The 12,356-nt window shown below is 66.6% G+C and carries 11 protein-coding genes; all 11 read right to left on the bottom strand.

The annotated features are described in order from the left end of the window. Nucleotides 1–93: 93 nt before the first annotated feature. Nucleotides 94–387 carry a GIY-YIG nuclease family protein gene (locus OVA13_RS05385; RefSeq protein ID WP_267792768.1) on the bottom strand — a complete coding sequence of 98 codons (294 nt, stop codon included), beginning with the start codon at nt 385–387 and terminating at the stop codon, nt 94–96. 249 nt (nt 388–636) lie between these two features. Further along, nucleotides 637–1,230, bottom strand: a complete 594-nt coding sequence (locus OVA13_RS05380) for an LOG family protein (protein ID WP_267792767.1) — start codon at nt 1,228–1,230, stop codon at nt 637–639. A gap of 3 nt (nt 1,231–1,233) precedes the next feature. Then, complete coding sequence (locus tag OVA13_RS05375; protein WP_267792766.1) at nt 1,234–1,542, bottom strand: hypothetical protein; 309 nt, start codon at nt 1,540–1,542, stop codon at nt 1,234–1,236. Between the two features lie 122 nt (nt 1,543–1,664). Further along, on the bottom strand, nt 1,665–3,101 hold the full coding sequence (lpdA, locus tag OVA13_RS05370; RefSeq protein WP_267792765.1) for a dihydrolipoyl dehydrogenase: 1,437 nt from the start codon (nt 3,099–3,101) through the stop codon (nt 1,665–1,667). 103 nt (nt 3,102–3,204) lie between these two features. Next, nucleotides 3,205–4,434 (bottom strand): dihydrolipoyllysine-residue succinyltransferase, encoded by a 1,230-nt coding sequence (gene sucB / locus OVA13_RS05365; protein ID WP_267792764.1) that lies wholly within the window; start codon nt 4,432–4,434, stop codon nt 3,205–3,207. Between the two features lie 49 nt (nt 4,435–4,483). Then, a complete protein-coding gene (locus OVA13_RS05360; RefSeq protein ID WP_267792763.1) occupies nt 4,484–7,318 on the bottom strand; it encodes a 2-oxoglutarate dehydrogenase E1 component in 2,835 nt (944 codons plus the stop codon). A 204-nt stretch (nt 7,319–7,522) separates the two neighbouring features. Then, entirely contained in the window at nt 7,523–8,434 is a 912-nt protein-coding gene (locus OVA13_RS05355) for a GNAT family N-acetyltransferase (protein ID WP_267792762.1), read from the bottom strand. Then, a complete protein-coding gene (locus OVA13_RS05350) occupies nt 8,431–9,612 on the bottom strand; it encodes a cupin domain-containing protein (RefSeq protein WP_267792761.1) in 1,182 nt (393 codons plus the stop codon). Before OVA13_RS05350 ends, OVA13_RS05355 begins: the two co-directional genes overlap by 4 nt. Further along, complete coding sequence (gene bla, locus OVA13_RS05345; RefSeq protein WP_267792760.1) at nt 9,609–10,520, bottom strand: subclass B3 metallo-beta-lactamase; 912 nt, start codon at nt 10,518–10,520, stop codon at nt 9,609–9,611. The genes OVA13_RS05350 and bla overlap by 4 nt, the downstream gene beginning before the upstream one ends. A gap of 10 nt (nt 10,521–10,530) precedes the next feature. Beyond that, on the bottom strand, nt 10,531–10,929 hold the full coding sequence (locus tag OVA13_RS05340) for a VOC family protein (RefSeq protein ID WP_267793453.1): 399 nt from the start codon (nt 10,927–10,929) through the stop codon (nt 10,531–10,533). A 24-nt stretch (nt 10,930–10,953) separates the two neighbouring features. Next, the gene (gene purB / locus OVA13_RS05335; RefSeq protein ID WP_267792759.1) at nt 10,954–12,321 is read right to left on the bottom strand and encodes an adenylosuccinate lyase; all 1,368 of its coding nucleotides are present in this window, start codon (nt 12,319–12,321) and stop codon (nt 10,954–10,956) included. Nucleotides 12,322–12,356: the final 35 nt, after the last annotated feature.

Here is a 12,356-nt window from a genome sequence, read left to right as displayed (position 1 = left end):
GTGGCTGTGATTCTTGCGGTCAGATCATGGAAAAGCAAAGGCGAAGTCCTGCAACTTTGGTCGGAACATTGGCATGGGGCGGCGATAGAGGGCTCATGCAAGCTCGTCTTCCAGATCACGCCAGTATGGATTCCGATCCTCGATCAATTTGATCTTCCATGCGCGCTTCCACTCCTTCAGCGCCTTTTCGCGGCTGATGGCGGATTCCATGGTGGGGTGGACTTCGTACCAGATCAACATATGCACGTGATAGCGCTGTGTAAATCCGACGACCTGGTCATTCTTGTGCTGCCATATGCGAGACGGCAGGTCCGAAGTGACGCCTATATACAGCGTGCCGTTGCGTTTGCTCGCAAGGATGTAAACACAGGGAATCCGTTCCCGCATCGTGTGCTCCGTGGTGTGTCGCTTTCCTTTGAGCTGGATGTTGGCTCTGTTACAAGGCCTGGGCAAGCGCAAGTCGCTGGGTCCCGGCTTTCGCCGGGATGACGGGAAAAGTCGAGAGAGAACATCCTGCGCTCTTCGACAGACCCTCCCGCCAAGGCTCGCGGATCGCAAGCAGCGTACTCCGTCATCCCGGCGAAAGCCGGGACCCAGCGACTAGAGTTTCCGGCCGGCGACGCGCCGCAGCCATCATCAGCGCAGCGACTTCCTTCGCTTCTCGTCCATCCACTTGTCGGCGTGCGCGGGACTGTAGGCGCGCATCCAGCCGATCATCGCGTCGATGTCGTCGCCGTGCCACAGGTCGTTGCGCTGGTCGGGGTGCAGGAAGCGTTCCTCCACCATGCGGTCGATCATGCCCATCAGCGGGGTGTAGAAACCCTCGACATCAAGAAAGGCGCAGGGCTTGTTGCCGATGCCCAGCTGGCGCCAGGTCAGCATCTCGAACATCTCGTCCAGCGTGCCGAAGCCGCCGGGCAGGGCGACGAAGGCGTCGGCCAGGTCGAACATGCGCTTCTTGCGCTCATGCATGTTGGCGACGACTTCCAGCCGCGTGACGCCCTTGTGCGCGACTTCCCAGCCCACCAGCTGTTCGGGGATCACGCCGATGACTTCACCGCCGGCAGCGAGCACCGCATCGGCGACGATGCCCATCAGGCCGACGTTGCCGCCGCCGTAGACCAGCTGCAGGCCTTCCTTTGCGATGCGGTCGCCCAAGGCGATGGCGCGTTCGGTGTAGGCGGGCTTGTTGCCGGCGTTGGAGCCGCAATAGACGCAGAGGGAACGCATGGGTCAGTCTTCCTTCAATGGCGAGGGGACGGCGGGCGCGACGTCGACGCGGCCGCAGTCCGCGCTTTCGATGGTGCCACCGCTGTAACGCAATGCGGACGTGCGGCGGATGCCCTGTGCATCGGTGGTCTGCCAGAAGTCGATCGCGAAGCTGCCTGCGGGTGGATCACCGGCCGGGCCGGCGGCACTGTGGCCACTGAGCGTGCTGTCAGGCAGGCGTCGCATGATCGCCAGCGCTTCGCGAAGGTTCATGCCCACGTTCACCAGCGCGCACCTTGCGTGCGGATCATCGTGCCCGTCGGGTGATGTCATGGGGGTGGCCGATGTCGTCAGGGGAATCAGGAGCAGCAAGGAGAACATGGTTTTCCGTCGGCAGTGGAATCCCTGAAGCAGAACGGCCCGGAGTACCGGGCCGTTGGTGCGGAGCATCAGGATCAGTTGGCCTTGTGGATGGCGCGCTTGTCCACCGCCATGGCCGCGTCATGGATCGCTTCGGACAGCGTGGGGTGCGCGTGGCAGATGCGGGCCAGGTCGTCGGCGGAGCCGTTGAACTCCATCGTGATGACGCCTTCGTGCACCAGTTCCGATACGCCCACGCCGACCAGGTGCAGGCCCAGGATGCGGTCGGTCTCGGCATGCGCAAGTACCTTCACGAAGCCGGCAGGCTCGCCCATGGCAACCGCGCGTGCGATCGCCGCGAACGGGAAGCTGCCCGCCTTGTACGGGATGCCTTCGTCCTTGAGCTGCTTCTCGGTCTTGCCGACCCACGCGATTTCCGGCTCGGTGTAGATGACCCAAGGCACGGTATCGAGGTTGACGTGGCCGGGCAGGCCGGCGATCAGTTCGGCCACCGCGATGCCTTCCTCGAAGCCCTTGTGCGCCAGCATCGGGCCGCGCACGCAGTCGCCGACGGCCCACACGCCGTCCACGCCGGTGTGGCAGTGGTCGTCCACTTCGATCTGGCCGCGCTCGTTGAGCTTCACGCCGGTACCGTCGGCCAGCAGGCCCTTGCTGGCCGCCTTGCGGCCCACCGCGACCAGTAGCTTGTCGACCGTCAGGGTCTTCTCGCCTTCGGCATCGGCGTAGGTGACCACGACTTCCTTCTTCTTGCCCTTGCCGGTGACTTCGGTCTTGCTGACCTTGGCGCCCAGGCGGATGTCCAGGCCTTGCTTCTTGAACTCCTTGGCGGCCGTCTTGGCGACTTCCGCATCAGCGGCGGCCAGGAAGTCGGGTAGGGCTTCCAGGATCACAACCTCGGCGCCCAGGCGCTTCCACACGCTGCCCAGCTCCAGGCCGATGACGCCGGCGCCGATCACGGCCAGGCGCTTCGGGACTTCGGTGAAGTCCAGCGCACCGACGTTGTCGACGATGTATTCGTTGTCGAACTTGGCGAACGGCAGTTCGATGGAATCCGAACCGGCGGCGATGATGACGTTGGTGCCCTTGAGCTCCACTTCGCTGCCGTCGTGTTGCTTGACCTTGACCACGTTGCCGGGCTGCAGCTGGCCGAAGCCGTAGTACGGGGTGATCTTGTTCGCCTTGAACAGCATCGCGATGCCGCCGGTGAACTGCTTCACGATCTTGTCCTTGCGGCCGACCATCGCTTCGACGTCGATCTTCGCGTCCTTGAAGCTGATGCCGTGGTCGCCAAACAGGTGGCCCATGTTCCAGAACTGGCGCGAGGAATCCAGCAGCGCCTTGGAGGGTACGCAGCCCACGCGCAGGCAGGTGCCGCCCAGCGCGGGCTTGCCGTCCTTGCCCAGCGCGGCGTCGATGCACGCGACCTTCATGCCCAGCTGCGCGGCGCGGATGGCGGCGTGGTAGCCGGCCGGGCCGGCACCGATGACGACGACGTCGAATTGTTCGCTCATTTCATTCGCTCACGTGATTAGTGATAAGTGATTCGTGATTCGAAAGGGCGGGGCGGTGAACCGCTGTTGCGAATCACCTGCCCCAAATCACCCATCACGGCTCTCACATGCCCAGCAGCATGCGGTGCGGGTTTTCCAGCTGGTTCTTGATGTCCACCAGGAACAGCACCGCGTCCTTGCCGTCGATGATGCGGTGGTCGTAGCTCAGCGCGATGTACATCATCGGCGCGGCTATGACCTGGCCGTTCTCGACGATGGCGCGGTCCTTGATGGCATGCATGCCCAGGATGGCACTCTGCGGCGGGTTGACGATCGGCGTGGACATCAGCGAGCCGAAGGTGCCGCCGTTGGTGATGGTGAAGGTGCCACCCTGCAGGTCTTCCAAGCCCAGCTTGCCGTCGCGCGCCTTCTTGGCGTACTCGGCGATGCCCTTCTCGATGTCGCCGAAGCCCATGCGCTCGACATTGCGCAGCACCGGCGTCACCAGGCCCTTCTCGGTGGAGACGGCGATCGAGATGTCGGCGTAGCCGTGGTAGATGATGTCGTTGCCGTCCACCGAGGCGTTGACGACCGGGTGGCGCTGCAGCGCGTTGGCGGCCGCCTTGGCGAAGAAGCTCATGAAGCCCAGCTTGATGCCGTTGGCCTTCACGAAGTCGTCCTGCAGTTCCTTGCGCATCTCCATGACCTTGGCCAGGTTGACCTCGTTGAACGAGGTGAGCATGGCGATCGAGTTCTTGGACTGCATCAGGCGCTCGGCGATGCGCGTGCGGATGCGGGTCATCGGCACGCGTTCTTCCGGACGCGCGCCGCCACTGACGCCGGCGGTCTTGCCGCTGGCGTAATTGATCAGGTCTTCCTTGGTCACCGCGCCCTTGCGGCCGGTGCCTTCGACGTTGGCCGGGTCGATGCCCTGGGTGACGGCGGTGAAGCGCGCACCCGGCGGCAGGCCGTCGGTGCCGGCGGCGGCCGGGGCCGGCTTGGTGCTGGACGGGGCCGCCGCGTCGGCCTTGGCGGCCTCGGCCTTCGGCTGCACTTCCTGCGCACCGGCGGCAGGCTTCTTCTCTTCGGCAGCGGCGGGCGCGGCGGCGGCCACCGCACCTTCCTCGATGATGGCCAGCAACTGCTGGCTGGTCACGGTGTCGCCTTCCTTGAACTTGATTTCCTTCAGCACGCCATCGACGGGCGAGGGCACTTCCAGCACGACCTTGTCGGTCTCCAGGTCCATGAGGTTCTCGTCGCGCTTGACCGCGTCGCCCACCTTCTTGTGCCAGGCGGCGATGGTGGCATCGGAAACGGATTCGGGAAGAACCGGAACTTTGACTTCGGTGGCCATTGGCTAGGGCGTCCTGGTGTTGTTATTCGATAAAGAGAAGAAGGAAAGCTTATTCGGCGACGTTCTGGTCGCCGAGCTTGTTGACCAGTGCATCGGCGACCAGCTTCAGCTGCTCTTCCACGTGTTCGGCGAAATGGCCGGCGGCGGGAGAGGGCGAACGCGGGCGGCCGGCGTAGTGCAGGCTCTGCTTGTCGGAGAGGCAGGCGTTGAGGTGGTGGCGGATCTGGTACCACGCGCCCTGGTTCTGCGGCTCTTCCTGGCACCACACCACTTCGGTGGCCTTGCCGAAGCGCTTCAGCTCGGCGGCCAGCAGTTCGCGCGGGAACGGATACAGCTGCTCGATGCGGAGGATGGCGACGTCGTCCTGGCCGCGCTTCTGCGCATCTTCCAGCAGGTCGTAATAGACTTTGCCGGAGCACGCGACCACGCGCTTGACCTTCTTCGGATCCGCGGAGGCATCGGGGATCAGGTGCTGGAACTCGCCGTTGGCCAGCTCGTCCAGCGTGGACACGGCCAGCTTGTGGCGCAGCAGCGACTTCGGCGTCATCACCACCAGCGGCTTGCGGGTGGTCATGCGCATCTGCCGGCGCAGCATGTGGTACGCCTGGGCCGGCGTGGTCGGCACGCAGACCAGCATGTTCTCCAGCGCGCACAGTTGCAGGAAGCGCTCCAGGCGGGCGGAGCTGTGCTCCGGCCCCTGGCCTTCGTAACCGTGCGGCAGCAGCAGGGTCAGGCCACTGATGCGGCCCCACTTGGCTTCACCGGCGGCGATGAACTGGTCGATCACCACCTGCGCGCCGTTGGCGAAGTCGCCGAACTGCGCTTCCCAGATGCACAGCGTGTTGGGATCGGTGGTGGAGAAGCCGTATTCGAACGCCATCACCGCTTCCTCGCTCAGCAGCGAGTCGATGACGGTGGCCTGCTCGGGCTGTTCCACCAGCTGGCGCAGCGGCAGGTAGTAGCTGTCGGTCTTCTGCTCGTGGAGGATCGCGTGACGGTGGAAGAACGTGCCGCGACCGGCGTCCTGGCCGACCAGGCGCAGGCCGTGGCCTTCTGCCAGCAGCGTGGCGTAGGCGAGGTTCTCGGCGAAGCCCCAGTCGCCCGGCAGTTCGCCGGCGGCCATCTTCACGCGGTCTTCGTAGATCTTGGCCACGCGCGGGTGCAGCGCCACGCCGGCGGGGATGGTGGTGATGATCTTCGCCAGCGAGTCAAGCGACTTGCGCTTGACCTTGGTGTCGACCGGGTCGCTGAGCTTGCCGGTGACGTACCTGGACCAGTCGATGGCCAGTTCGTCGCTCTTCTGCTTGGCCAGTTCGGTGGTGTATTCGCCGGAGTCCAGCTTGTTGCGGTAGTCGTCGGCCAGCGCCTTGCCGCCGCCGGCCGCGATCACGCCTGCGGCTTCCAGCTTGCCCGCATACAGCTCGCGGGTGGTGGGATGCTTGCGGATGGTCTGGTACATCAGCGGCTGGGTGGCCGCCGGTTCGTCGGCTTCGTTGTGGCCGTGGCGGCGGTAGCACACCAGGTCGATCACCACGTCCTTCTTGAACTGCTGGCGGAAGTCGTAGGCCAGGTTGGCGCAGAACACCACGGCTTCCGGGTCGTCGCCGTTCACATGCAGCACCGGTGCGCCGATCATCTTGGCCACGTCGGTGCAGTACAGGGTGGACCGCGCGTCGTCGCGCGCGCTGGTGGTGAAGCCGATCTGGTTGTTGATGACGATGTGCAGCGTGCCGCCGACCGCGAAACCGCGCGCCTGCGACATCTGGAACAGTTCCATCACCACGCCCTGGCCGGCGAAAGCGGCGTCGCCGTGCATGATGATCGGAAGGACCGCCTGGCGCGCGGCGTCGCCACGGCGTTCCTGGCGCGAACGCACGCTGCCGACCACGACCGGGTCGACGATTTCCAGGTGCGATGGGTTGAAGGCCAGCGCCAGGTGCACCGGACCGCCGGGGGTGGCGATGTCGGCGGAGAAGCCCATGTGGTACTTCACGTCACCGGCGTGGGCCAGCGAGTTGTCGTGCTCGAACTTGCCTTCGAATTCGTCGAACAGCTTGCGCGGGCTCTTGCCCAGCGTGTTGACCAGCACGTTGAGGCGGCCGCGGTGGGCCATGCCGACCACGATGTCCTTCACCTGGCCTTCGCCGGCGCGGCGGATCATCACGTCCAGCATCGGGATCAGCGAGTCGCCGCCCTCCAGCGAGAAACGCTTCTGGCCGACGTACTTGGTGTGCAGGTAGCGCTCGAGGCCTTCGGCGGCGGTCAGGCGCTCCAGCGTGCGGCGCTGCGCATCCGCCGACAGGCCGTACTTGCCACCGGCCGCTTCAAGCCGCTGGTACAGCCACTGGCGCTGGTCGACTTCCGAGATGTGCATGAACTCGGCGCCGATGGAGCCGGTGTAGGTGGCCTTCAGCTGGGCCAGCAGGTCGCGCAGCTTCATGCGCGACTGGCCGGCGACGTTGCCGGTGCTGAATTCGCTGTCCAGATCCTTCTCGGACAGGTTGTGGAACCCCAGTTCCAGGTCCGGGGTGGTGACCGGCGGGGTCAGGCCCAGCGGGTCCAGGCGGGCGCCCAGGTGGCCGCGGGACCGGTAGGCGGTGATCAGCCGGCCGACGTTGCGCTCGCGCTCGTCGCCACCGGCGGACGGGGCGGCGGCGTAGCCGTTGTTGGCGGCCTTGCGTGCCGCGCCGGCGACCTGCTCGATGATGACCGAGTGGGGCACGTCGCCCGCTTCGCGGCCCTTGAAGCCGTCGAAGTAGGCCTTCCATTTGGGGCCAACGCTATCGGGAGCGACCAGGTACTGCTCGTACAGGTCTTCGACATAGGAGGCATTGCCTCCATTGAGCTGCGAGGATTGCGCAAACTGCTTCAGGAGATTGTCCACGATGCGAGGCGTACTGTGGGTAGTCGGGGGGTATTCCCGCCCGATGTGCTGCATTGACCCGCAGGCATCGGCGAAAACCGGGAAATTATACCCCCATGCCGGGAGCGGGGCGTAAGCGGATTGGACTAAAGACTCACGCTGGCGGGCATCGGGGCCCCGCATGCGTGATGCCCTGCACACGCCGGAAGCCGCAAGCGCGTGCCCTCAGAGGCCCAGGGCGCGGTACTCGGTGACAGCGCGCGAGCGCTCCCACACATGGCCGAATTCCTCCCGCAGCTGGCGAGCGCGGCCGCCGTGTTCCAGCCCGGCCTCGCCATCGAAACGGTGGCCAAGCGGGCGGAAGTAGTAACCGCCGTCGTCGTTGACCACGTATGCGGACGGATAGCCACGGTCGACCGGGTCGCGGGTCTGGCGGAACGCGAACACGCTGGGCAACCGCTGTGCGAGCCCTATCAAGGGGGCCAGGTTGCGTTGCGGCGTGGCGGCATCCTGCACCAGCACGCGGATCTCGCCGCCGCGCTGTCGGATGGCGAGCCGGCGCAGGGCATCGAGCACGGGCGGGGCGTCGAACAGGCCCGGATCCAGGTCGCGGCTGTAGATGCAGAGCGAGCGGTGGGCCTGCGTGGCCAGGGCGCTGACGATGGCGGTCGCCTCCCTGGCCTGCTCGATGGCCATCGCGGCACCCAGCCGCCGGTGCATGGACTGGTGTTCGATCCCCGCTTCCTGGAAACGGTCGCCCTGCGGCAGGAAGCCCTGGCGCGCATAGAAGGCTTCGGCGCTGACCTGGGCATGCAGCGATACCTGCGACCACTGGCGCTGGCGCGCCTCCGCGACGAGCGCCGCCAGGAGCGCTTCACCCACGCCGCGCCCCCGCCAGTCCGCCAGCACGGCCATGCGGCCGATCTTGCGCTCGGGGGTCAGGCGGCCGGTCCCGATGGCGCGGCCTTCGTCGTCGTAGGCCACCACGTGGTGGCAGAGCGGGTCCAGCGCGTCCCATTCCAGGTCGACGGGGACCTGCTGCTCCTGCACGAAGACGGTTTCGCGCACCCTGCGCAGGTCGTCCAGCGCGGCCTGGTAGTCCACCGAAGCGACGCGAAAGCCCGGCGTTCCGCTCATTCCCCGTCCTCCGTCTCCAGCAACAGCTGGTAGTGGCCCTGGGCCATCAACGCCATCACCGCGTCGCGGCCCTCCTGGCTGAGTGCGGCGTAGACCGTGCCGTCCAGCGCGTCGAGCGCCGCCAGCGCCTGCGCGTCACGCACGGGCAGTACGTGGTCGACGCCGTTGCAGAACAGCGTGGCCAGCCGGTCGCGGCGACGCCATGCGAGGCGCGAGAACGGATGGCGTTGCAGCAGCGCACCCTGCTGCAGATCCCATTCGATCTCGATGCGCGAACGCTGCCCCGGCGCGGGCATCACCTCGCCGGCCGCGCGATAGGTGGTGATGAAGCGGCCGAACCAGTCGCCCAGCTTGTCGGGATCGTTCATGCGCAGGGCATTGAGCGCTTCCACCACGCGCTTCATCGCATCGGCATCGATCTCGTTCGGGTCCTTGGGCGGCGACAGGTCCTCGTCGTGGTAGCGCACGCCCTCATCGGCCTCGGCCACCAGCGTGTCCAGGTAGTCGCTGATCAGTTCGGCCGAAGACGGCGCACGCATGCCGACCGAGAACGTCAGGCAAGGATTCACGGCCACGCCGTGGTGGGGCACGCCGGGCGGCAGGTACAGCATGTCGCCCGGTTCCAGCACCCAGTCGTGGGTAGGGGTGAATTCGCGCAGCAGCTTGAGTTCGGCGTCGTCGCGGAAGGCGGTTGGCGGGTTGGGGCCGGCGTCGATCTGCCAGTGGCGTTCGCCCTGTGCCTGCAGCAGGAAGACGTCGTACTGGTCCACGTGCGCGCCGACCGAACCGCCGGTGGCGGCGAAGCTGACCATGATGTCGTCAAGGCGCCAGCGCGGCAGGAAGTCGAACGCCTCCAGCAGTTCGCGCACATCGGTGTCCCACTTGTCCACGTCCTGCACCAGCAGGGTCCAGTCGTGGTCAGGCATGCCGGGGAACTCGTCTTCCTGGAACGGCCCGCTGCGCAGCGTCCAGCGGTCGTTGGCGCGGTCATGCATCACGATGCGCGACAGCGCGGCTTCCTCGCAGGCCAGGCCGGCGAGGTCCTCGGGCTGGATCGGCGACACGTAGCCGGGGAACGCCTGGCGGATCAGCAGCGGCTTCTTCTGCCAGTACTCCTTCAGGAACATGGCCGCCGGCATGCCGAGGACATGCTTGGCGGTGGCGCGGACTTCGATCATGGCGTGGCCTTCGGGGCAGGGGGCGCGGCTTCGTCGGCAAGCCGCTTGTCCAGTCGTTCGCTGGCCTTGCGTGCGTAGGCGCGGCAGGCATCCGGATCGACCAGCGGTTCGGTGGCACCCGGTCCGATGCGCGACCACAGCCGGCTGGCAGACGGGTGCGGCGTGACCAGGATGTCGCAGCGCAGGGCCGCGACGCGGTCCAGGGTGGCGCGGAACGCGGCGAGGTAACCGGGATGCGCGGCATCGTCGCTGTAGCGGTACACGTCGTCGGAAATCGCGGTCAGGCTGTCGGCATAGACCAGTTGCCGGCAGTCTTCGCCGTCGCACGAGCGCCACGTCCAGCTGGTGCCGCCGGGCGTGTGTCCCGGCGTGGCGACCGCCTGCAGGGCGAGCGGGCCGACTTCCACCACGCCAGCGTCGCCGATGGGCTTTACGTCTGCGACGGGCGTGAATCCTTCGAGACTGAGGAACTGCGGATCTTCGCGGTCGCTGGCGCCGCGCTTCAACGTGCCGACCGCGGGCGCGCGTGCATACACCGGGGCGCCGGTGGCGCGCTGTGCTTCGGCCAGGCCGCCGGCGTGGTCGAAATGTTCGTGCGAGAACACGATGGCCCGCACGTCCTCGGGCTTGAAGCCGAGCGCGCGGATGTTGTCGATGATCTGCGCGCCGCCCTTGGGCGTGGCGCCGTCGATCAGGATGTGACCTTCCGGCGAAGTGACCAGCAGCGCGCTGATGCCGCATGTGCCCACGTACCACGTGTTGCCGTGGATGCGCTGCGGCGTCGCCGGGTCATCCCAGCCGGCATCGGCGGCGCAGGTGATCGGCGCCTGTGCAGGCGAGGCAGTGGCGGTCGTGCAACAGGCCGCGGCCAGCAGGCCGATGAGCAGCAGGGGGGTGGGGTGGGGCACGTCTTTTCCTTCAGGTCGTGAGTTCGTCGTAACCGCGGCCGACGAACTGCAGCAGGCACCAGCCGTGGCCGAACGGATCGGCCAGGCGCACGATGCGGCCCCAGTTCGCCTCACGGATGTCGCTTTCCTGCCGCATGCCGGCGGCCAGCGCGCGTTGCAGGGCGGGTTCCAGTTCGTCCACCACCACGTCCAGATGCACCGGCGTCCAGTGGCGGTCGTAGTCGCGCAGGGAGCTCGCGGCGGCGGTCGTTCCGGGTGCGGCGAGGAGCAGGTAGATGGGCGCCTGCGCACCGAGCAGTTCGACGCCGCCCTCGCCAAAGCGACGTGCGGCGGTGAGGCCGAAGGCCTGCACGTAGAGCGCCTCGGCAGCGGGCAGGTCGGGGACGTCGATGTTGATGAGCAGTTGCATCGCCATGTCCCTCCCCACCGGGTCTCAGATGTCCCGTGCCAAGCGTTCCGCCAGCCCGGTGTAGCTGCCCGGCGTCATGTCGCGAAGCCGCTGCTTGGCCTCGGCCGGCACGTCCAGCGATTCGATGAACGCACGCATCGAATCGGCGGTGATGCCCTGGCCGCGTGTCAGGGCCTTGAGCTGCTCGTAGGGGTTGGGAAGACCATGGCGGCGCATCACCGTCTGCACGGCTTCGGCCAGCACTTCCCACGCGGCGTCCAAGTCGGCATCGAGGCGCTCCGGATTGACGGTCAGCTTGCCCAGGCCCTTGGCCAGCGAGTCCAGCGCCACCTGCGTGTGGCCGAACGCGGTGCCCAGGGCGCGCAGCACGGTGGAATCGGTCAGGTCGCGCTGCCAGCGACTGATCGGCAGCTTGGCGCTGAAATGCTCGAACAGCGCGTTGGCGATGCCGAAGTTGCCCTCGGCGTTCTCGAAGTCGATCGGATTGACCTTGTGCGGCATCGTCGACGAACCGACTTCGCCTTCCTTCAGCTTCTGCTTGAAATAGCCGAGCGAGATGTAGCCCCAGATGTCGCGTGCCAGGTCGATCAGGATGATGTTGGCGCGGCGCGCGGCGTCGCCGATCTCCGCCACGTTGTCGTGCGGTTCGATCTGCGTGGTGTAGGGGTTGAACACCAGCCCCAGGCTCTCGACGAAGCGCTGCGCGAAAGCCGGCCAGTCCACGTCCGGGTAGCTGGCCACGTGGGCGTTGTAGTTGCCCACCGCGCCGTTGACCTTGCCGGTCAGCTCGACCGCGGCGATCTGCCTGCGCTGTCGCTCGACGCGCGCGACGACGTTGGCCAGCTCCTTGCCCAGCGTGGTGGGCGAGGCGGTCTGGCCATGCGTGCGCGACAGCATCGGCTGCGCGGCCTGTGCATGCGCCAACTGGCGCAGGGTGGCGGTGACCCCATCCAGGGTGGGCAGCAGCACCTCGCGGCGCGCCTGTTCCAGCATCAGGCCGTAGGACAGGTTATTGATGTCCTCGCTGGTGCACGCGAAATGGACGAACTCCAGCGCGGGCGCCAGCTCGGCATCGTCCTTCAGCTGTTCCTTGATGAAGTACTCCACCGCCTTGACGTCATGGTTGGTGGTGCGCTCGATCTCCTTCACCCGCGCGGCGTGCGCCACGCTGAAGCCGTCGGCCAGCGCGCGCAGCTTCGCCTGCTGGGGGGCGGAGAAGGCCGGCAGCTCCACGATGCCCGGTTCGGCGGCCAGCGCCAGCAACCACTCCACTTCCACCTTCACGCGCGCCTTGATCAGTCCGTACTCGGAAAAGATGGGGCGCAGCGCATCGACCTTGCCGGCGTAGCGGCCATCGAGCGGGGAGAGGGCAAGCAGGGACGAATCCGACATGGGGATGGGCAGGGGCTGAAAAGGATCGTTTCATT

This window comes from Pseudoxanthomonas sp. SL93, assembly GCF_026625825.1.
In the GTDB taxonomy this organism is placed as follows: Bacteria; Pseudomonadota; Gammaproteobacteria; order Xanthomonadales; family Xanthomonadaceae; genus Pseudoxanthomonas_A.
This window is presented reverse-complemented; position numbering and strand designations above follow the sequence as displayed.